The sequence below is a fragment of the Allocoleopsis franciscana PCC 7113 genome (assembly GCF_000317515.1).
Classification (GTDB): Bacteria; Cyanobacteriota; Cyanobacteriia; order Cyanobacteriales; family Coleofasciculaceae; genus Allocoleopsis; species Allocoleopsis franciscana.
In genome coordinates, this window is the sequence record NC_019738.1 from 190,836 (window position 1) to 212,558 (window position 21,723).

The following is a 21,723-nucleotide window of genomic DNA, read 5'->3' on the forward strand; positions in this document are numbered from 1 at the left end:
ATAATACTCAAAATGTTGCTATCTATCCTTAATTCGAGGGGGATTTGAGAGTAGATGCGGTTGCTATCTCTCAACTGCATCGTTGCACCCAAGGAACTGAGGAGTGAAGCTCTAGTTCTTTCTCAATGAAAGGTCAAATAAAATAAATTCTGCAACCGTATATTTACGGAGGGACTTGGTATTGAACTCACCAAAGCGCTTTTGTGGCTCTCTCGTGCGTTGGTGACAGCGACTCTTAGAGTGTCGGTTCAGTCATCCAAAATGCCGAAGCTAACAGATGAATGGGGCGATCAGTCGGTTTTCGCACTAACGGTGGGGAAAAGATCTATCTTCACCCAGGAGACTGAATACAAACTCTGTCAAACCTAAAAATCAATTACCAAAAAAAATGCCCTCTCGTTCCCATCGAGGCGAGAGGGTTTCAGTGTCCAAAGGCTTATATTTAAAGAGTAAAGAATAAGTGTGAAGAATTTGTGAAAACTTCAAACAAGATTGCTTTTTAAAGGTTTTGATGCCCAGAAGGCTCATACAAAACTGTCATTACCAGAGGCAATCGCGGCTAAAGCTTCTAAGTCTAACACCGTAATTTTACCCCCACGACTGTACGTGACAACTGACTGAATCGTCTTAAACAACCGCACGCACTCTTCATAGGTAATCCCAATACTGCGGGCAATTTGATAATAGGGAAGTTTGATGTTCAGTCGCTGACCTTCCGGAGTGATTTCGGTTCCAGAGTGAGAAACAAAATACTGAATGAACTGTGCCAAGCGCACGATCGCTCGTTCGGAGACTAATCCATGAACCGTATCATGAAGCAGTTGGAGTCGCTGATTGAAGACACTCAGCATTCGCAAAGCGATCTCAGGCGTTTGGCGAATAGCCTCTACTAAGCCATCCCGTTCAATCGTGAGAATCTGGCAATTCGTCTCGGCGGTGACAGTGGCGGGAGCAATCCCATTGCCAAAAATAGCGGGTGCTGCAAAAATTTCTCCAGCGAATAAGGTGCGGAGGATGGTTTCCTTGCCAGTTGGCGCTGTCTTGGTGACACGCAAAGAACCCTTAAGCAGACTGTGCAGTTTTGAGGAAAGGCGATCGCCTTCTTGCATGAGGATTTCCCCTTGCTGGTATTGCTGAACTTGGCTAAAGGGTTGTAAGCGTTCTAACTCTGAAGGCTCTAAATGCCGAAAAACCAGAATTTGAGAGAGTTCCTCGATGGTGGCTTGCAAGGTTATCTTAAAATATTGCAGGGTGGAGGTTGAAGGTTGAAATCAAAATTTTATTTTTCATACTTGACATTTTATTATTTAACTAACGTTGATTCAGCTTCCGCTAAAGCTCCGATAATCACAAACTTGCCGTACAATTTAGTTCGGGTTCCGCAAATTTTTAGCTCAATCTGTCTGCCATCTTTCCGTTGCCCTTTAAATCGACATAAAAGGCGTTGAATTTGCCCCTGAAGACATTGATTAATTTGCTTAGCTATAAAACCACGATTCTTGGGAGTAACGAGGTTGATTACTGACTCCAAGGAGATGAGTTCCCCAAAGGTATAGCCAAAAATTTCAGCGAACCGATGGTTAACGTAGAGAAAATTCCCATCTCCAAACATAATATAAATGCCGAGCTTCGATAATTCATCCTCACTCGTCATCTCTTCTTCAATGAGGTTTAACTCTTTATGCTGTAATTCTGAGTCAGCGTGTCGGAATTTACTATAAAGTTCGGCATTTTCCAGAATTATAGCCATTTGCTGAGCCGTCATCTGCATTAAACGTGCGGAATCGGGACTAAAGTGTTCTGGCTGTGAGTGCATTAGCGTGAGAACACCGAGTAATAGCTTACCCTTGAGGATGGGAACACAGAGTGCAGAGCGAACTTCGTAAGGCTGATTGTGTAGTGTGATCCAGCGCTCATCCTTTAATGTGTCGGTGATCAATCCAACTTGGCGGTTTCGGACAACCCAGCCTGCCAATCCTTTGTTTAAAACTTCGCCAATTAGTCGTTGTTTCTGTGCGCGGATGGTAGCGCCGCGAGCTAGGATACTCTCGGTGACAATACCGGACTCATCAAGTAAAAATAGACTCCCTTCTTCAGCGTTGGTGATGCGACGAGCAATGCTCAACGTTTGTTGCAACAATCCCCTTAACATTAAGGTTCCATTTGATGTTTGCAACATGGTTACTAAACTCCTCATGAGTTCCTGCTGAGCATCAAACACGGTTTTTACGCCCCTAAGGTGGGCAACTTCTCGGCGTAGTTCAGTTATTTCCTGAATGAGTGGGTTTTGTGTTGGGCTGCGATCGCTCATCTTTCCCTCGTTAGTAAAATGCACCTTAGCTGAAAGCTGGTAATGATGGTTCAGGAGGCTTTGCCGAACAAGCAGGACGCCTGTCACTTAGGATATCTCGATGCCCAACTCAGTACTATCAGCTTTCTTTTTGACTTATTACTAACTTAAAGGCTAAAGAGGTTATTTAACCGTTTCCGAACCCAAGCTACAGGATTTTTATCATCCTCTGCGGCATCCACTAACCCCATCGCTCGTAACTGCTGTTGCCGCTCCGCTAATTCTTCTTGATGCTTGCCTAACTCTTCAATGATAATTTCGGCTAACTCTGGCTGTTCGTGCAATAGTTTTTCAAATCCCTTGTTATTGATCACAAATAAAATAGTATCTTCTAAGGCTCGAACGGATGCTGTCCGAGGAATGCCTAACATTAAAGAAAGTTCTCCAAAAAAATTCCCTGTTTCTAGGGTTGTGAGCCGCTTATCCAACTTCTCGACAAAGACTTCGATAGAACCCGAAAGAATAATATAAAAGGCATCCCCTGGATCGCCTTCTCGAAATAAGATTCTGGATTCTCCTAGACGTTTGCGATACCCGATTTCAATCAATTGCCGTAATTCTAAGTCAGTAAAATTGTGAAAGTAAGTAACTTGCCTGAGCAAATCTCTAATCGCTAAGGGCTTTGACAGTTGTTTAGGTAATTCTTGCTGCACCATTTGAGGTGTATCGTGTCCATTACTCCTAGAAATCGGGCTTGGGCTGAATACTTCAGCATTACGAAACCACAAATCCATTTGTGGGAAGGGAATCGTGATTCCTTGTTGGCGTAAGTTATATTCAATGATAAAATTCAAAGAGCTTTTAATCTGAGGTTCTCGGTCAATTCGATTTACCCATACCCAGAGTTCAAAACCTAAACAACTATCCATAAAGCCCTTAAAAATAACTTCGGGAGTCGGCTCATGAAATACGGCTTTTTCCATATACGCTGACTTTAAAAGAATTTCTGTTACGACTACTGGATCGCTGTTGTAGGAAACACCCACAGGAACTTTAATTCTTGACTTGAAGCCATCATAGCTCCAGTTGACAATTCTATCCTCTGCCAGTTTGCTATTAGGAACGACTACATATGCTCCATCTCTTGTACGAATTAAAGTAGAGCGAATTGAAATTTCTCTTATAAAGCCTGAAAGACTATTAAGTTCAACAAAGTCTCCCACCTTCAACTTTCTTTCCAGCAATAAAGTTAAACCACTGACAAAGTTTTTTGTTGCGTCTTGTAATCCTAATCCAATTCCAACACCTAAGCCACCGACTAAGACGGCTAAAGAAGCAAGATTAAAGCCAGTTGTTTGCAGGACGACGATTAAACCTAATGTGCCAAAACTATAACTAATGATGGTTGCGATCGCTTCTCGATTACCCTCATCAATGTTCAATCTAATAAGCAGTCGATGCTTAAGGAAATTCTTGCAAGCACGAGTAATAAAAAAAACGAATAGTAATGATAAAATAAGTTGAAATATTGAGCCAATTGATACAGGAGTGTCCCCAAGTTTAAAAAGGGGTGAAGCCACAATATGGTAGATTCTTGTGAAAATTTCCTGCGGAATATTGTTCATTATTGTCCGTTACATGTGTAGGGATGAAAGAAAATCTTCTGTAACTGAAGAACTCTGGCTTGTGGAGGATAAGGGAGGTAGCTATTTCTAAATGATAGGATGAAATATTTTTAAAGACATCGGTAGCTTCAGCAGGATTCAAGATTCAGGTGTAAAACAATGAGATTTGTCATGTCTCCCCCTGATTTCTTTGGAGGTGATGTAATGGCATACTTCATATTTCATAATGCGCTAACATCCTTTATACTTTACCCTTGAGTTAACTTATTACTTAAATACCGATTATAAAAGAATTATAAAATTCATTAGCCAGATTAATTTAAAAAGATTAATTTAGGGTTATGAGATAATTTATGTTTCAATCCCGCCCAATGTATTCATAACTTCATTTGGCTGGAGCTAAATAAAGTATCTTAGGGCGTTTCAGCGCCAGATTAAATTACTCGATCCGACTTCGACTTAGGCTTAGGGATTCTTGTTTTACCATTTCCTGCAATGTGAGGAGCAAATCAGGATGTATTACTCAGAACCTACCAATATTAACTTCAATCTATCTCTTTCATCGAGGGTTATTATTTCACTATCTCGGCATTAATGATGAGAAGAGGTAGATTCGTAAAGTTCATCGAGCATTGCTTCTATATCTGGGGGTAAAGAAGTAAAATGAATGCAAAAATTTCCATTGTCCGTCTTTTTTTCGATAACTTTTGCATAGATATCTTCAGTGGCTGAGTCTGGGGTATTTGAAGTTAATAAATTGAATTTAATATTACTTAAAGCAACGACAGGAGATTGAGAACTGACTTCAGCCCCTTTAGCCGATAGTTTGACTAAATTGCCTCTTAACATAACAGCACTAACATGCTTCCCATCGAGAATAGCGTATTGAATCGGAATAGCTTCAGCCAATGGAAAGAATTCTTCTTCTTGTTGTTTCAAAAATAGATTGTATTCTCCACTAATCCCGACAATATCATAGATGGTGACGGGCTTTTTAACACCTTTGGTATAGACCTCCTTTTGCCCCTCCACTTTAACAATTGAGCCAGCTTCTTTTAAGGTTAATTCTGATATCAGTACTTGACCTCCTACTGTATAAGATTCAATGCGGTAAGTTAGGTTAACTTGGCTACCTACAACACCGTACTTGGTACGTTTCTCTGAGCCAATATTCCCCACGACTACATCACCCGTATTGATTCCAATACCCATTTCTAGGTGTGGCAAGTCTAATTGCTTCATTTTTTCATTAACTGAATCCATGGCTAGCTGCATGGCAATTCCACAGGCGATCGCTCTTTGAGCATCATCCTCTCTCGCCGTAGGAGCACCAAACAAAACTAAAATTCCATCCCCCATAAACTCATCAATAGTTCCCTGGTACTGAGTAATCACATCTGCCATGTACCCTAAGTAAAGGTTGAGAACTTTAATCACCTCTTCAGGAGATAATCGTTCCGATAGAGCTGTGAATCCTCTTAAATCCGACGTCAAAATTGTAATTTTCCGTCTCTCGCCACCGAGTTTTAATCCTTCAGGATGTTCTAGTAAATTAGCAACCACTTCATCCGTCAAATAGCGCCCAAACGTCTTACGAATTCCTCTAGCCGTTTGAGCAATATAAGCCATAATGACCAAGGCAGAACCCGACAAAGCTAAAACGGGTGGAATAACCGGTATCCACCATCCCCCCACAAAAGCTATATAGGTGCTGCCGACCAAAGTTCCGCCAGCTAGAAGTGGCCCCAATGCGCGATGGATGGACAAATTGGTAACCCCACCGGTGTATCGTCCCTGCCAACTTAAAACACCACCTACGGTAGCCCAAACCAAAACCCACAGCCACTCTAAGGGTTCAGGCCAACTCTTGAGCAGAGAACGACCTTCAACAGCGGCGCTGAGTACCTGACTGGTGATATTAGCATGAATTTCTACCCCAGCCATGCGCTCTGGGCTGCTGAGCAGAGTGCTACTGTAAGGGGTAAAGTATAAATCGGGGAAAGTCTCACTCACTCCACCAATTAAAATGATGCGATCGCGCCCCCAATCCTTCGGCACCTTATCGTTGAGAATATCTCTCATCGGGACAATGGTGAAGCGATTGCTCGGTCCCCGGTAATTCAACAATACCTGGTAGCCTCCATCATCTGCTCGGATATATCCCCCATCATGGGATTGAAAGCGCTCAAAAGTTGTTTTACCCAACCGCCAATTGGTTGTTTCTGGAATTTCTTGGATCTGGATGCCTTCCTTCTCCAGATACAGCAACGCCAAATACATACCCAAACTGGGCATCATTTCCCCTTGTGGAGTCTGTACAAATAACAAATCACGCCGTATTTTGTTATCAGCATCCACGATCAAATCATTAGAACCCACTTGTCCTTTCGCTTTGAGTACGGGGGGAGGTGCCACTGCCTCTCGGCTGCTATTTCCTACTACCTTTTGAATTCCAATGAGATTCGGGGTAGATTTAAACACCTGAACTAATTTCTTATGACCCGGTTCTACAGGTAAATCGCGATAAATGTCCAACCCGATAGCTCTCGGCTGCATCGCTTTGAGTTTTTCTAATAATCGCGCATACACTTCATCGGGAATAATGGGTTGTCCAATGGCTCGGATATCGGCTTCATCAATACCGACAATCACAATTCGCTCGTCTTTTGATTCAAGGGGACGCAGCCGAAAATACTGATCATAAGCAGTCCACTCCCAAGGCTGTAAAAGGCCCAGCATTCGCAGGAGAATCACTAATCCTGCCGTCGTGGGAGCCGTAATCCACACCCCGCGCCAATTCCAAAGCAACCGCTTGAATCGTTCTTTCATAAGATTGTGTTCAAAATTGAACAGTAAGGATGAAGTAAAGCCAGAAGTTAAAGTATGAAGTATGAAACAATTTTCGGGTTCATTTTGTATCTTCTATCCTTCATCCTTTTTGTTCAGTTAAGTAGGTAGGTACAAATAAGCGCAGGTATGTGAACAAATGTTAAGAGCTTAAAACCCTTATTCCTTCTGCCTACTCCTGGGGAGAACGCTGCGCGAACTGCCTTCTGCCTTGCCTCAACGACAAATATGCCAACCTACTTATCGACTCTACAGCACTCAATCAGTGGTGCATTCGCGATTTCTTTTAGCTCCACTGACTCTAACAGTTCTTTCCAAGCCGCATTAATATTGCGATCGCTCGGACGATCATGGCGTAATTGAGCCAGAATACTGATAGTTTCTTGCCAAATTCCCGCTTCTGCATAAATCTCTGCCTGCTGTAGAGGTTGTCTGGCGGCGGCTAACTGAGCTTTTTGTGTTGCAGTGAGGGCAGTACGCTTGATCTTCCCTCCCACCGACCGATTCTGTTCTTCATTTTCCGGACTCTGATCGAGCGCTAATGTCCAATCGTATTCTTGACCCATTTTCAACTCTACAGTTCTGGGAAGGCTAAGCTTCACCACACCCGGAATACCTTCGAGTGCCACCTTGGTTTGGTAAACAAGCTGTCCCTCAGGGTCATAAACCACAAAATCTGCGGATTTTGCTTCTGTTTTAGGAATATACCAATATAAAGTTGGCTGGTCTGAAACGGTTGTTACTATATTGTTTTGGGGAGACAAGACAGTTAAATGGGAAGACAAGCTGACTCCAGACATGAGTCGTCCTCCACGCGTCCCTCCCCCGATTGCTGTCCGGGGAGACCCTACAGGCGTGCTAGGAAATTTGATACTAACGTATAGCGGCTGTGCGCTGAGTGGTGGTGTTTCCAAAGACAACGGCGCAAGTGCAACACACAAAGCAACGGAAAAAGTTGCCACATAAGAACTCAACTTGTGATACCCCATACTTCAAACCCCTCTTAGTTAAATCATTAGAGCTTAGCGATTGACAAAAAGACAAGAATATGAATTAAGAAAATCCCTGGCAGTTTATTGATCTGGCAAAGACGTTCACCCTAGCTTTTTGTCAGTAGATGTCGTTATGAAAGTAGAGTCGGAAACTATACGAAATCGTTCCTGATACTTCTTATTTTCATCCTTGGTAGCGGCATTTCCACCATGAGGGACTATCTGGAAAGCCAAGACTCATGGAGTAGTAGAAAGAGACTCTTCGGTTTCCGTTATGTATGAAGTTCATACCGTCTCTTGCCATTGGGTTGCGTAGCCTAGTTATGTTTACTTATCTCTCAGGCTCTTGTGACTTATGCATAAGTAGGTAGGCACAAATAAACGCAGTTATGGTGTCATACCAAATCTGCATTGATAGCCCCCCCTTTCTAAATTCAGTATTTTTCTCCCCCGCTCCCCCGCTCCCCTGCCCGTCCAGGAATCAAAGGGTTTTCTGACCGGATTGAGTATCACTCCAGTCTTGTCATTAGGCAAAGATTGGTGCCCCTCTTAAAGGATATGGAATTGAACGACAACCCGCTCTGCCTGTTGACTAATCCCTAATGGCTGACTTCAAGCTTTGGCAAAACTCACCAATGGCAGACAATCCCTCAGCGGGTGTGCCATCTGCCAATCGTTTGACAAAGGCACTACCGACAATTACCGCATCCGCTCCCCAAGCTTTGATCTGTCGAGCTTGTTCGGGCTGGGAGATACCAAAGCCAACACCAATGGGCTTATCGGTTACAGTACGCATCTGCTGGAGAATATCTTGAACTCGTGATTCTATCTGGTTTCGGACTCCCGTGACGCCTGTAACGCTAACCAGATAAATGAAGCCCTGAGATTGATGGGCGATCGCTTCGATGCGTTCTTTTGAACTGGTGGGTGCAACCAGTAAAACCACCTCAATCCCAATTTTTGCCGCAGGTGTGAGGAGAGATTCTGCCTCTTCCAAAGGCAAGTCAGGTACCACTAACCCTTTGATCCCCACTTCCGCAATCTGCTTTAAAAATGATTCAATGCCTCGATTGAGAATGGGGTTGTAGTAAGTAAACAGGATAATCGGCGCTTTGAGTTGGGGCGCAACATCCTTTACCATCCCTAACACATCATCCAAGCGCACGCCCTGTTGTAAGGCTCTCGTTGCTGCGGCTTGAATGGTCGGGCCATCCGCCAGGGGGTCTGAGTAAGGCACCCCTAATTCAATCAAATCAGCACCCGATTGGTCGAGAATGCGTAACGCTTCCGCTGTCGTCTTCAAATCGGGGTCGCCAGCCGTGATAAAGGGAATCAGGGCGCACTGAGAAGCATCGTGTAGGGATTTGAAACAAGCGGAAACCGAGGTCATTCGATTTTGAATTTGGGATTTGGGATTTGGGATTGACCCCACGACGTAATCTAGGGGTGAAAAAACTGGAGCAATGTTCATTATTACCGATCAGGGGACTCGGAACGTTGCTCCTGTTCAATTTCTGCTTGCAGTTGGGCTAGTTCTTCAGGAGTCATCTCGTCGAAGCGCTTTTGCAGGACAGCGTCCTTATAGTCTTTCACTTGTTGGTTGTAGGTCATATTCTTGGTGCTAACTCGGAATAAATAGGTCAACAGCCAGCCAATCAAACCGCCAACCAGTAACGCCTGACTCCAGATGCCTGCTTTCAGACTATCCAGCCCAGCAAACTGTAACAGTACATAGATGATTCCGCCAGCGGCAAAAACACCAAAGGCAATTCCAATCGCGTCAATTCGTCGCATTTAGCAATAATTCAGCAGATGCCATTTATGCCTGAATCTGACGCCGCTTAGGGCGAAAGTTCAGGAAGGGACTCAGGAGCAACAAACCGGGAAAGAAAAAGAACACGAGGAAGTACATAAAACCCCGCTCAAAGGAGCTAGCAATATACCACCGTTTTTGTAGATAGAGATACAGAGCGGCAGGAACGACTAAAAGGTAGACTCCGCTCAAGGCCAGGTACAGCAGTGCAACAAGCATAGTTTCTGTTCAGGGCAAACCACGAAAAAGTGCTGGTAAAGGGTGTGCGGGGCATATTCGCACGCTGAGGAGCAGCCGACTCGCTTCAACTTAAGACTCAAAGCGGCTTGCTCAACTTTCCCATTCTACAGTGTGACAGTTCGTTACGGTTCTACTTGCATATAAGACCTACTTAGTGGTGCAATAGATAATTGCGAGGGTTCTATAGTATTATTAGAATTCTGTGCAGCCTAGCACGGGGGCGTGGCGGAATGGTAGACGCTACGGACTTAAAATCCGTTGACCTTAAACGGTCGTGTGGGTTCAAGTCCCACCGCCCCCATCAAAATTTATTCCTCAAATGTTGTACTAGTTGTAATTTGAAGTTTGACTTTGCCGCACTGGCAAGCGGATGGAAGCATTTCAAGACCAACGAACTACGTACAAGTCAAACAACTCACCTGATTGTCGCCTCGCCACCTTAGCGCCTGCGGCTTTAATCACATTTTCCCACTCAGCAATAGGTTCTAAAAACACCTCCGCACCCAGATACATTTCCAAAACAGCCCAATCCTCGGCTAGTGGTTGCTCTGGATTAAGGATATCAAACACAAATTGCCCCCCCGGCTTCAGTACCCGCTTGACTTGGGTCATCACATCAGCCCAATAATCAAGGGGGTAATAGCAACTCCATCCTGTTGCGATCGCTAAATCAAATTGCCCAGATTCATAAGCCAACTGTTGTGCCGTCCCCAATGCCACCCCCTTGAACAGCTTCGAGTTCAACTGAGAACCTCTGGCATTCAGGGCATCCCGTGCCACAACACTAATTTCCTGACCATAAAAATAGGCATCCCAATCCCGCCAGGGATAAATCAAAAAGCTAACCCCACAACCAATATCCAAACAACGCTGATTCTTTTGAGGTTTCGCAATTTCCCAAAAATTTGAAGCAACTTTACCCGTCAGGGTTCCCCCCACCCACTCCTGAAAAATGGGCATCGCCTCCACTTCCTCCGGCAGTTCAAAGGCTTCACCCTGATACTGTCGATTAAAACGAGACGCTATCTGTGCCTCTCGCTGAGTCATCTGGTAATTTGAGGAAATACCAGTCCCTGGGGCTGGGCTAGAACTGTGTAACGACTCATCGCGCTTTTTCGACATCGGGACAATACGCCTGATCACATATTTGCCACTATAACGACTCTCACAAGGCGATCGCTCCTTTGATCGGAAGATAGGATGCCTACCCCACAATCTGTGGAAAATCTGAATAAATCTAAGTGGTCAAGTTACACTCAATTATCGAGAAGCCTGCTCCTTGTCACGAGCAATTGCACTATATGGAAACCACACTAGCGGGTCATTATCAGGTTGTCGAACCCTTGGGGATGGGGGGATTTGGTCAAACCTTTCTGGCTAAAGACATGCATTTACCTGGGAACCCCTTGTGTGTCGTTAAGCAACTCAAACCTAGAGATAGCGATTCCGCAACCTTGGCTATAGCGCAACGCTTATTTGAGCGTGAGGCGGAAATGTTATACCGATTAGGCGAACATGACCAAATTCCTCGCCTTTTAGCTCACTTTGAACAAGAGGGAAAGTTTTATTTAGTCCAAGATTATATAGAAGGTCAAACGTTAGAAAAAGAACTGGCTCACCGCAAAACGTTAAGCGAAGCCTCCGTCATGCGGATTTTGCAAGATATCTTGCAAGTATTAACCTTTGTCCATCAACAAAATGTCATTCATCGCGATATTAAACCCGCTAATTTAATTCGACGTAATAGAGATGGCAAGATTGTTCTGATTGATTTTGGCGCGGTTAAACAAGTTCGGCACCAGGCGCGTTATACTCCCCAACAAACCAGCCTCACCATTCCCATTGGTTCTCCTGGCTATATGCCTAGCGAACAACAAGCTTCTAATCCCCACTTTAGTAGTGATATTTATGCTGTAGGGATGGTTTGTCTGCAATCTTTGACCGGATTATCTCCTAGAAAACTACCGCAAGATGCCAACACGGGTGAGTTGGGTTGTAAGTTAGTCAGCGATCGCGCTTATATTAGCCCGGATTTAGCCGCTATTTTAGATAAAATGGTGCGCTATGACTATCGCCAACGTTACAAAAATGCCAGCGAAGCACTGGAAGCCTTAGAACAATTGTTTGATCGTACAGAACCCGATTCGATTGAATCGTCAACTCTAATTGCTCCAACCTGTCCACCTCCATCCTCAAGCGGCGAGGAACTAGAAACTCAAGGGATTCCCCTGCCTTTTCAATCTCTCATTACCGATAAAACCGAAGGATTTGTCGGACGAAATTATGTGTTTGAGGCGATTGAAGAGTTCTTGCAGCATGAAGCTTGCGGCTATTTTATTATTGAAGCTGACCCCGGTGTGGGAAAAAGTGCAATCCTTGCCGAGTACGTCAAGCGGACACGATGTGTGGCACACTTTAATGTGCGATCGCAAGGCATCAATCGGGCTGAAGAATTCTTGAAATGCGTCTGCACTCAACTGATTGAACGCTACAAACTCCCCTATTCGCTCCCCTTAACCCCTGAACATACTCGCGATGGCAACTTCTTAGCACGGCTGTTGAATGAAATTAGCAGGCTAGACACGAGTGTAGACGATACCTATGCCACGACAACCCTAAGTACAGGAACAAAATCGACTTCTAAATTAGTGATTGTCGTTGATGCCTTAGATGAAGTGGATTTGAGTAGCCAGACGCCCGGTGCAAATGTCCTGTATCTCCCCGCCTCTTTACCCCATAACGTTTACTTTATCCTAACCAAACGCATGACACCCGTCCCCTTGGTGGTGAACCACCATCGTGTGTTTGAGTTAATGCAGTATGCGGCAGAGAGTTTACAAGATGCCAAAACCTATATTCGATGCCGTGTTCAACAAAGTGAGGCTTTACAGATATGGATTGGCAATCAGGAATTGACGGTTGAGGCTTTTGTGACCATCTTAGCTGAGAAAAGCGATCACAATTTCATGTACTTGCGCTATGTATTGCCAGCCATTGAAAGCGGTACTTACCAAGATTTAAGCATCGAGAATTTACCGGAAGGATTGGAGCAATATTACTACCAACATTGGCAAAATATGGGCATGACAGCCAAACCCCTGCCCCGAACCAAGATTAAGATTGTCTATGTTTTAGCAGAAGCCCGAAAACCCGTCTCCCGTCAGTTAATTTCCGAATTTTCCGGGGAGGATGCCTTGACAGTGCAAGAAGTATTGGATGAATGGCAGCAGTTTTTGCGCGAACAACGCCTTGATGGAGAGACTGGGTACAGCATCTATCACACGAGTTTCCAGGATTTTCTGCATTGCCAAGATATCGTACAGGCGGCTGGGATCACGATACAGGGAATTAATGCGATGATTGCCGATAACTTAGCACAAGAATTGGGGCTGTAAATTTAAAATTGCCAATGGGTGAATTAGGCGATCGCTTAGCTAAAATGTCACCAGAAAGGCGACAGTACGCCTTGGAAACTTTACCGAGTCACTTGGCGAAGGCGTCTCAGTTTGAGCGATTGCACCGCTTACTCACAGATTTCGATTTTATTGAAGCTAAGCTTTTGGCTTTGGGAGTGCAACTTTTAATTGAGGATTATGACTTAGCCACCCCTTCAGTTTCTCCCAACATCCCGGACGACGGAAAACAAAAAGACGAATATCATCCCTCTATTTCTCCAAACGGACAACGACATAAGCATCATCCTCCTTTTGTTAAGGGATATCTAACCCATCAAGCAGAGACTAAACATTGCCAATTAGAAGCGGATGCGGATCGAACAAGGATAAAGGGAAATCAAAAGGCTAAAGCCGACACCTTAAAGTTAATTCAAGGAGCATTAAGACTCTCAGCCCACATTCTCGCCAAGGACAAAACTCAACTGGCAGGGCAATTACTGGGGCGTTTGCTGTCGTTTGAAGTCCCAGAAATTCAAACTCTGTTACAGCAGGCTAAACCCCAACAAACCCCCTGGCTACGTCCTTTAACTTCTAGCTTGATGCCTCCGGGCGGCGCATTGTTACGCACTCTCACAGGGCATACTGAGGCAGTACAAGCTGTTGCCGTGACACCCGATAGTCGGTGGGTGATTTCTGGGTCGAATGACACAACCATTAAAGTCTGGAATTTAGCAACCGGAGAGGAACTCTCAACCCTTACCGGACATACTAAAGCTGTCAAAGCCGTTGCCGTGACTCCAGATGGGCAACTCCTGATTTCCGGTTCCAGTGATAAAACGCTTAAAGTTTGGGATTTGACAACAGGAGAAGAACGGTTCACCCTGACAGGGCATCTCGGTAAAATACAAGCGATCGCAGTCACTCCCGATAGCCAACGGGTGATTTCCGCTGCTGATGACACCACGCTCAAAATATGGAATTTGTCAACAGGGGAGGAAGTATTTGCCCTCAGTGGTCATCTCGACTCTATCCAAGCGATCGCACTGACTCCTGATAGCAAGCGAGTGATTTCCGGTTCTGATGACACCACATTGAAAATCTGGCATCTCAAAGCCAAAAAAAAGGAACGTTCGACCCTGATTGCTCATTCCGAAGCGATACAAACAATCGCGGTTTCACCGAATGGTAAGTGGATGATTTCCGGTTCTGATGACACCACATTGAAAATCTGGCATCTGAAAACGGCGAGAGAACTGTTCACCCTAACCGGTCATACTCAATCAGTACGTGCGATCGCTGTAACCCCTGATGGCAAACGTCTGATTTCTGGGTCTTACGATAAGACACTCAAAGTCTGGAACCTGAAAACGGGAGAGGAACTGTTCACACTGATCGGTCATACTGGCAGGGTTAACGCCGTGGCGGCAATCCCTAACGGTACAGGAGTGGTTTCCGGGGCAAATGACAAGACGATTAAAGTTTGGAATTTAGACATTAAACAGAAAGAACAGTTCACACTTGTCGGCTATATGGGCGGTGTGAAGGCGATCGCCACAACACAAAAGTGGGTGATTTCCGGTTCCGATGACACGACGCTTAAAGTCTGGGACTGGGTAACGGGGAAAGAACACTTCACCCTGACAGGACATACCAGTAAAATTCATGCGATCGCAGCTACGGAAAATTGGATTATTTCTGGGTCAGAAGATAGCACGCTCATCCTTTGGAATCTGGAAACGAGAGAGAAATTTTTTACCTTTACCGGTCATAACGGTAGGGTTAATGCGGTAGACGTCACACCGGATGGTCAGTGGGTGATTTCTGGTTCTTATGATAAGACCCTTAAAGTTTGGAATTTAGAAACAGGAGAGGAACTCTTTACCCTCACGGGACATAAGAGAGGAATCGATGCGATCGCCGTAACTCCTGATGGTCAGCGCCTGATTTCCGGTTCCTATGACAATACATTTAAAATTTGGGATTTGAACAGTCGGCGAGAACTGTTTACCCTCATCGGTCATAGGAGTGGAGTCTGTTCTCTGGCAGTCACGGCTGATGGCAATTTCCTGATTTCTGGTTCTTATGATAAAACGATTAAAGTCTGGGATTTGAAAAAGAGAAGGCAATTATTCACCCTCATCGGTCATACTGAGCCGGTCTTAACGGTAGTGGTAACGCCAGATGGTAAGCGAGTGCTTTCAGGTTCTTGGGATAAGACATTTAAAGTTTGGGATTTGGAAAGCCGACAGGTTATTGCTACTTTCATCGGAGATGGTGCATTGTTGTCTTGTGCCGTTGCACCGGATGGGGTAACAATTGTGGCGGGTGAGGCGTCCGGACGAGTGCATTTTCTGCGCCTTGAAGAATATCGCGAGTCCTGAAGTACCAAGCTTAGTAAAGTTACCTTGATCACAGCCATCATCGAGATCAAAAGGGGACAATGTAGGCTTGTGTTAGAAAGTAAGGAATACCCTTGAGCTGGGAATATCGCCTGTTGCTCCCTGATGATACGACTCGTTGGGCGGCAGAGAAGGGCGATTTTGTGTTTGATGAAATAAGGTCAACCCAGGAGATTAAGTAGTGTGATGATGGATGTTACTGAGCGCAAGAGTGTAGAAGATCAACTGAAAAAGTGTGAAGCTCATCTGGTTGCGGCACAAAGAATTGCCCATTTCGGAATCTGGGAGTTGGATGTGCGATCGCAGCAGTTGATGTGGTCAGAGGAAAAGTTCCGCATTTTTGGTCTTGACCCCGCAGGTCCCCAACCCACTTATACCCAACTCATCGAGATGATGCATCCCGATGACCGAGACAGTTTTGAGCAATCCGTCTATCGAGCACTCACCCATGGGGAATCCTACGAAGTCGTCTTTCGGATCAAGCGACCGAATGGTCAAATCCGGCATATCGAGACTAAGGGAGAAGCTATTCTTAACAGCGCTGGGCAAGTTATCCAACTGTTCGGAACAGTAGTAGATATTACTGAACGCAAGCAGGTGGAGGAAGAGACGTTAAAGGCACTTCAGCGGGAACGAGAACTCTCAGAAGCCAAGTCACGCTTTATCGCTATGACCTCTCACGAGTTCCGCACTCCTCTCACAACAATACAGTCTTCTGTAGACTTGCTCAGACGTTATTCAGACCGCCTCTTACAGGAAAAACGATTGGAGCATTTAAGCCGCATCTCTAGTGCGATCGAGCAGATGAACTCGATGGTAGAGGATGTCTTGCTCCTTTCCGAGGCCGAAGCGGGCAACTTGCAACTTCAACCCGCTCCTGTAGACTTAGTGCAACTGTGTCGCTCTTTGGTTAGTGAACTAATCGTAGCGGATAGAAATCAACACAACATTACATTCACTCCGATGGGAGAGTGTAAAGTGGAGCTTTCTGACACGACCTCACTGGAGCATGAACCAGCCAGCTCCATGGTGTATTTTCTCGATGAAAAGCTTGTTCGATACATCCTCATAAATCTCCTGGGTAACGCCCTCAAGTACTCTCCCCCAGGAAGCGCCGTCCAATTAGACCTAACTGGTCATCCTGACAAAGTGGTCTTTCGGATTCAAGACGAGGGAATTGGCATTCCCTCCAAAGATATGCCCCGATTATTTGAGTCCTTCCACCGGGCATCTAACGTAGCTGCCACTCAAGGGACGGGTTTAGGACTAGCGCTCGTCAAACAGTGTGTGGACTTGCAAAGAGGCCATATATCTGTCGATAGCTTTGTGGGCAAGGGTTCGACCTTTACCGTCACGCTACCCTCGCTCCACTCTATTGGGGTTCAGGATTGAAAATTGAGTCCCACAGAAAAGCCAAAAGTATTACCGAAACAGCGATCACCCAGCGATACCGTTGCCTAACCGGGCGACCTGCTACAATGGCATCTTCGCTTTTCTCTCGTGAGTGACATTTAGCGAGATGAAGGCGAAGTGGCATAACCCACGCATACGTTCTGCATGAGCCTATGCCAAGATTGGAAAATGAACTATGCGAGCGCGTCACCCCCATGTTAGGCAAGCTACTTGACAGGCGTTACGAAGTCACTCAAGTACTCGGTGCTGGTGGATTTGGTAGAACCTACCTGGCACAGGATACCAGGCGTCCTGGTAACCCAACTTGTGTTGTCAAGCAACTGAAGCCTCTGAGCAGCGATCCAAATTTTTTGGAAACAGCGCGACGTTTATTCAACAGCGAAGCTGAAACTCTGGAACAGCTAGGACATCACGACCAGATTCCTCGCCTTTTAGCTTATTTTGAGGAAGACCAAGAGTTCTACTTAGTGCAAGAGTTTATTGAAGGTCATACGCTTTCTCAAGAGCTGCAACCAGGGCAGCGGTGGGAAGAAAGCCGAGTTATGACGCTGCTCGAAGAAGTCTTGGGTATTTTAGACTTTGTCCACTCTCACGGCGTTATTCATCGCGATATCAAACCCGACAATCTGATCCGGCGCAACTCAGACCATAAATTAGTCTTAGTGGATTTTGGTGCGGTCAAACAAATCCGTACTCAGTTTGCGGCGACTCAGGGCAGAGCCAGCAACACTGTTGCCATCGGGACTCCTGGCTATATGGCAAGTGAACAGGCTCTAGGCCAGCCACGCCCTACTAGTGATATTTATGCATTAGGAATTATTGCGATCCAGGCTCTTACAGGTCTGATGCCCATTAATTTCCAAGAAGACCTCAGTACAGGCGAAATCCTCTGGCAGCACTTAGTGCCGATCAGCCGAGGGTTGGCAACGATCTTATCAAAGATGGTGCGCTATCACTTCAAAGACCGTTACCAGTCAGCGGCAGAAGCGTTAGAATCACTGCGCCTGCTGAACAATACTTACTCACCCCCTACTCCTTACCCTGCCGTCCCCAGGACTCCATCGGCAAATGATGCCCCTCCGTTCGGACAAAGGGAACAGGTATCGCCGCCACCTTATCCACCCGCCTCAATCTCAGAACGCCAAACTTTGGCAGCTAGTCCAGGAGTACCTCCCAGACAACCTGTTGCTACTCCAGTAAGTACTCCTAGAGGTGGTTCTTCTGATAAAATGCCCCTTCTGGTTGGCATCGGGATGGCGATCGCCGTCGGTGCAGTTGGCATGGCTTTCGCGCTGCGTGATGGTTCCTTGTCATCCAACTATAGTGGTAATGGGACTCAGGTGGCAGATACATCCCCAGGACGTTGCACAGTAGCTAGTAGGGGATTAAACATCCGCTCCGGACCCAAAGGCTCGGTCGTTGCCACGGTTAAGCAAGGTACCTCTCTTTCTCTCACTGGCGCAGAACAAAATGGCTGGGTGGAAATTAGCGCACCCAAGAAAGGATGGGTTTTTAACGATAGCCAATACATCAAATGTACCTCAGCGAATCAGACACCCATCGAGACGGCTCAAGTCAATCCAAAGCCGATTGAAACGACCGTGAGTCCAAAACCTGTGGAGACGACAGTAACTCAGAAACCAATTGAGACTCCCCAGCCGAAACCCTCAACGACCCCGCCAAAACCTGTTGATAACAGTTCCAAGACGTTAGACACAGCAGCGGATAAGTATGAGAATGGAGACTTGCAAGGCGCGATCGCTGACGCTCGGAAAGTCCTCCCAGGCAGTGAGGCTTATAAGGAAGCTCAAGCCAAAATTCAAAAGTGGCAGGACGATTGGAAAGCGGCTGAAGCCAAATATAACGAACTGCAAAAAGCTGTTGATGAAGGTGACTGGAAGAAGGTACTCATTGTAACAACTGATCCAAAGTTTTTTGAGCAACGCTATTGGCGAGACAAGTTTACTCAACTCATTGAGGAAGCTAAAAAAAGAAAAGCCGAAGCTGACGCCGAAGCGAACAAAAACCCAACCACTCCCCCTGAAGAACCCCAACAACAGAAGCCACTACCTGATGCCAAGTCATCAGGGAATGTTTCACCCACTCCCGCAGGGGAAACTCAGGACAACCCGACGAATCAATAATCAGGCGGGTCAGTTCATGAGCCGTAGGGATGTAATGAATTAAGCCTGTAGCTGTTTATACCGCTGTTGGAGTTCTTGAATCGTAAACAAGGTCTGAAATTTCAGTCCGGTTGACTCGTACAACTCGGCACCACCTTGTTGTCGATCCACTAACGCCATTACCTGTTCCACGCTGTAACCGGCATCCTTGAGACGCTCGACAGCCTTCAGTGCGGATTGCCCAGTGGTCACAACATCTTCTAAAACCACCACCTTCGCCCCAGGGGGCAGACTCGGTCCTTCAATATAGGCCATTGTGCCATGCCCTTTGGCTTCTTTACGGATAATCAGCGCTGGGATGGGTCGATTTTCAAGCGCTGACACAACACTGACAGCACTCACAATCGGGTCAGCCCCTAGGGTCAAACCAGCAACCCCTGCGGTATCCAAGGGCAGAGAGGATAATAGCAGACGCCCAATCGCTAAGGCTCCTTGGGGATGGAGCGTAACTTGCTTGCCATTGATGTAATAGAAACTTCGCTGTCCTGACGAGAGAACAAAATCCCCCTCTTTATAAGCCAGTTGGCACAATAAATCCAACAGGAATTGACGCTGTTGAGTTAAATCAATGGTAGTGCTGGAGTCCGGTGAGGGTTGAAGTGAGTCAATCATTAGTTACAGTCAAACAGTGGAAAATGGGCACTGGTGAAGAGAGCCAATTGGCGCGATCGCCCTCTGCCACCGCCCCTCAACAATCTTAAACTGCAATATCAGATATTATTGAGAAAATTATGAGTGTGAGGATTATGCCAATGCGGTTGACCCAGTTGCTCAGTTCGTTGGTTCTTACTGCCGCTTCTAGTGGGCTTTTCTCAGCAGCAAACGCCCAAACCACTGTCCCGAACCCAGCCGTAGAATATACTGGCCCTAGAACTTTAGAGCTTGATGCATCCTTCAGTACCCCACCCAGGCGTCTCGAAACCATTCCAGAGGCATTTAATCGCGCTTTTTTCCGAGAATCTGGAGACTTCTACCGCAACCGCAAGATTGATCGGCAAATTAATTACATTATTGGTGCCGGTGTACCTTGGGGTGCAGGTTTTCCTGATTTAGAACTTGAACGGGATGCTGAACGTGTCTTTAAGCTTTATCAAGAACTTTTAGAACTACAGGCTTCCACTGGCCCTGTCATTCGTACCCCCGACTTGGCTAATCCCTTCGATACTTCAGTACGGCTCCTTTCTGGCCCCCCCCGTTTTGGTAATCGGCTGGAGGGAGGTGAGTTTATTTTCGATACCGTACCCCCTCGATAGCCCTGTGTTGGGGTCATTGACGAAACGGGCATTGAAACGCGAGTTGTCCAATCCAGGGTGCAGGAGTTGAACCTGCCTTGCGCGAATTATGAGTTCGCTGCCTCAACCGCTCGGCCAACCCTGGTTAATCTATTATTACCATATTGGCACACCCACTTTATCTAGGGGCGAGGATTCTTCAATCAACTCGTTATGGATGGGAGCCTCCTACTAAGGGCATACCTTTCGTTATGCGTGAAAAAACAGCACTAGAATGTCTCTCCCACTCTCCCCTTGTGTTTCTTGAAAATAGAGATTGACTTTTTTTGAGTAAGTGCTAAAACAGACAACTAAGATAGAAACGGCTTGTTAGTTTTGGCAGCAAGCCCTTTTCTATGAATTTTTATGTCAAGATTTTGTGTTGAAAGGCTATCGAGCTGTAAGAGAAGCATAGCTGACAGCCACTTCACGGAGCATGTGCGGAGTAACTTGAATCACTCATGAAATTAAACTCAACTGTAGCTCTCACTTTAATTCTGCTGGCAATGATGTTAGGTGCCGGTTTTGTGAGTTCGATGTGGGGATTCACTCTCGGTCACGAAGCCCTCAAAGGCGTTACCCAGCCGGATGTTCGCCCAATCAAAGATATCGCGGATAAACAGAAAGCTGTTCCTGGGAAAGAAGGGTTAGCTATTTTGCGGGAAGAAGACATCCTGACGAAGGTTAACGAGTACATCAAGAATAGTGGCAAGGATGCCAAACCAGAGAACAAGAACAACTCCAAACCGGAGGACAAGGACGAGCAAGCTAACAATAGCAGCTCCTCTGCTCCAGATAGCCAGCCATCGCCTGAGCCAACGTTCACACAGGCATCCTTTGCCAGTGCCAATCCTAATCTCAACTTACCGATCAAAAGTGAGGATCGGGGCGTGATGTTAGAGTTACGCTCCGCTACTCAGCAGGGAGGTTCTTTATTGTTGAATGTGACGCTCAAAAATCAGGGAGCCAATGCAGTACGATTTCTCTATAGCTTTTTGAACGTTACGGACGAGCAAGGTCGTGCCTTGAGCGCGATTACTGAAGGCTTGCCAGGAGAATTGCCTCCCGATGGGCAGGAATATTCAGGAACAGTGAGTATTCCCTCCGCTTTGATTGATAATGCCCAAAAGCTTTCGTTAACATTGACAGATTATCCTGATCAAAGACTTCAGCTAAAAATGTCCGAAATTCCCGTCGCCCGATAAGCCCTTAGAGTCCATCAACCGTAAAAAGTAACAATTCTTTTAGGACAAGC

The 21,723-nt window shown here is 45.9% G+C and carries 18 protein-coding genes and 2 tRNA genes; 8 read left to right on the top strand and 12 right to left on the bottom strand.

Features of this window, described 5'->3' with window-relative positions; genetic code table 11:
* Positions 1-524 precede the first annotated feature (524 nt).
* The 5 genes from MIC7113_RS00815 to MIC7113_RS00835 all read right to left on the bottom strand — a co-directional run bounded on the left by MIC7113_RS00815 (position 525) and on the right by MIC7113_RS00835 (position 7,562).
* On the bottom strand, positions 525-1,229 hold the full coding sequence (locus MIC7113_RS00815; RefSeq protein WP_015180272.1) for a Crp/Fnr family transcriptional regulator: 705 nt from the start codon (positions 1,227-1,229) through the stop codon (positions 525-527).
* Between the two features lie 74 nt (positions 1,230-1,303).
* Entirely contained in the window at positions 1,304-2,398 is a 1,095-nt protein-coding gene (locus MIC7113_RS00820; RefSeq protein ID WP_226883575.1) for a GAF domain-containing protein, read from the bottom strand.
* A 59-nt stretch (positions 2,399-2,457) separates the two neighbouring features.
* Positions 2,458-3,915 carry a mechanosensitive ion channel domain-containing protein gene (locus tag MIC7113_RS00825; protein ID WP_015180274.1) on the bottom strand — a complete coding sequence of 486 codons (1,458 nt, stop codon included), beginning with the start codon at positions 3,913-3,915 and terminating at the stop codon, positions 2,458-2,460.
* Between the two features lie 591 nt (positions 3,916-4,506).
* Positions 4,507-6,744, bottom strand: coding sequence for a CHASE2 domain-containing protein (locus MIC7113_RS00830; protein ID WP_015180275.1), 2,238 nt, complete (start codon positions 6,742-6,744; stop codon positions 4,507-4,509).
* A 254-nt stretch (positions 6,745-6,998) separates the two neighbouring features.
* On the bottom strand, positions 6,999-7,562 hold the full coding sequence (locus MIC7113_RS00835; RefSeq protein WP_041779842.1) for a DUF928 domain-containing protein: 564 nt from the start codon (positions 7,560-7,562) through the stop codon (positions 6,999-7,001).
* On the opposite strand from MIC7113_RS00835, the gene MIC7113_RS37135 reads away from it, so the two are divergent.
* Entirely contained in the window at positions 7,561-7,728 is a 168-nt protein-coding gene (locus MIC7113_RS37135; protein WP_172642218.1) for a hypothetical protein, read from the top strand. The genes MIC7113_RS00835 and MIC7113_RS37135 overlap by 2 nt on opposite strands.
* Before the next feature lie 618 nt (positions 7,729-8,346).
* Here the strand turns inward: MIC7113_RS37135 and trpA are convergent.
* From trpA to ndhL, 3 genes are all read right to left on the bottom strand, one after another.
* A complete protein-coding gene (gene trpA / locus MIC7113_RS00840) occupies positions 8,347-9,144 on the bottom strand; it encodes a tryptophan synthase subunit alpha (RefSeq protein ID WP_041780307.1) in 798 nt (265 codons plus the stop codon).
* Positions 9,145-9,227: 83 nt separating this feature from the next.
* Positions 9,228-9,548 carry a DUF3007 family protein gene (locus MIC7113_RS00845; RefSeq protein WP_015180278.1) on the bottom strand — a complete coding sequence of 107 codons (321 nt, stop codon included), beginning with the start codon at positions 9,546-9,548 and terminating at the stop codon, positions 9,228-9,230.
* Positions 9,549-9,573: 25 nt separating this feature from the next.
* On the bottom strand, positions 9,574-9,786 hold the full coding sequence (ndhL, locus tag MIC7113_RS00850; RefSeq protein ID WP_015180279.1) for an NAD(P)H-quinone oxidoreductase subunit L: 213 nt from the start codon (positions 9,784-9,786) through the stop codon (positions 9,574-9,576).
* Between the two features lie 237 nt (positions 9,787-10,023).
* Here ndhL and MIC7113_RS00855 point away from each other — a divergent pair.
* Positions 10,024-10,108, top strand: a tRNA-Leu gene (locus MIC7113_RS00855).
* Between the two features lie 80 nt (positions 10,109-10,188).
* Here MIC7113_RS00855 and MIC7113_RS00860 read toward each other — a convergent pair.
* Positions 10,189-10,929, bottom strand: a complete 741-nt coding sequence (locus MIC7113_RS00860; RefSeq protein WP_015180280.1) for a class I SAM-dependent methyltransferase — start codon at positions 10,927-10,929, stop codon at positions 10,189-10,191.
* A gap of 179 nt (positions 10,930-11,108) precedes the next feature.
* Between MIC7113_RS00860 and MIC7113_RS37870 the strand changes: the two genes are divergently transcribed.
* The 3 genes from MIC7113_RS37870 to MIC7113_RS00880 all read left to right on the top strand — a co-directional run bounded on the left by MIC7113_RS37870 (position 11,109) and on the right by MIC7113_RS00880 (position 16,993).
* The gene (locus MIC7113_RS37870) at positions 11,109-13,202 is read left to right on the top strand and encodes a protein kinase domain-containing protein (RefSeq protein WP_015180281.1); all 2,094 of its coding nucleotides are present in this window, start codon (positions 11,109-11,111) and stop codon (positions 13,200-13,202) included.
* A 14-nt stretch (positions 13,203-13,216) separates the two neighbouring features.
* Complete coding sequence (locus tag MIC7113_RS00875; RefSeq protein WP_015180282.1) at positions 13,217-15,583, top strand: beta-propeller domain-containing protein; 2,367 nt, start codon at positions 13,217-13,219, stop codon at positions 15,581-15,583.
* Between the two features lie 204 nt (positions 15,584-15,787).
* Positions 15,788-16,993, top strand: a complete 1,206-nt coding sequence (locus tag MIC7113_RS00880) for a sensor histidine kinase (protein ID WP_015180283.1) — start codon at positions 15,788-15,790, stop codon at positions 16,991-16,993.
* On the opposite strand, the gene MIC7113_RS37140 is transcribed toward MIC7113_RS00880, so the two are convergent.
* A complete protein-coding gene (locus MIC7113_RS37140; RefSeq protein WP_172642219.1) occupies positions 16,974-17,138 on the bottom strand; it encodes a hypothetical protein in 165 nt (54 codons plus the stop codon). The two genes, MIC7113_RS00880 and MIC7113_RS37140, sit on opposite strands and share 20 nt — an antisense overlap.
* A gap of 28 nt (positions 17,139-17,166) precedes the next feature.
* On the opposite strand from MIC7113_RS37140, the gene MIC7113_RS00885 reads away from it, so the two are divergent.
* On the top strand, positions 17,167-19,158 hold the full coding sequence (locus MIC7113_RS00885) for a protein kinase domain-containing protein (RefSeq protein WP_015180284.1): 1,992 nt from the start codon (positions 17,167-17,169) through the stop codon (positions 19,156-19,158).
* A gap of 39 nt (positions 19,159-19,197) precedes the next feature.
* Here the strand turns inward: MIC7113_RS00885 and pyrE are convergent, their stop codons facing one another.
* Positions 19,198-19,809 (bottom strand): orotate phosphoribosyltransferase, encoded by a 612-nt coding sequence (gene pyrE, locus MIC7113_RS00890; RefSeq protein ID WP_015180285.1) that lies wholly within the window; start codon positions 19,807-19,809, stop codon positions 19,198-19,200.
* Positions 19,810-19,949: 140 nt separating this feature from the next.
* On the opposite strand from pyrE, the gene MIC7113_RS00895 reads away from it, so the two are divergent.
* Complete coding sequence (locus tag MIC7113_RS00895; RefSeq protein WP_015180286.1) at positions 19,950-20,450, top strand: hypothetical protein; 501 nt, start codon at positions 19,950-19,952, stop codon at positions 20,448-20,450.
* A 51-nt stretch (positions 20,451-20,501) separates the two neighbouring features.
* On the opposite strand, the gene MIC7113_RS00900 is transcribed toward MIC7113_RS00895, so the two are convergent.
* Positions 20,502-20,574 (bottom strand) — tRNA-Ile (locus tag MIC7113_RS00900).
* A gap of 355 nt (positions 20,575-20,929) precedes the next feature.
* Here MIC7113_RS00900 and MIC7113_RS00905 point away from each other — a divergent pair.
* Positions 20,930-21,673: a hypothetical protein gene (locus tag MIC7113_RS00905; protein ID WP_015180287.1), complete on the top strand. Its 744-nt coding sequence runs from the start codon at positions 20,930-20,932 to the stop codon at positions 21,671-21,673.
* The last annotated feature ends 50 nt before the right edge of the window (positions 21,674-21,723 follow it).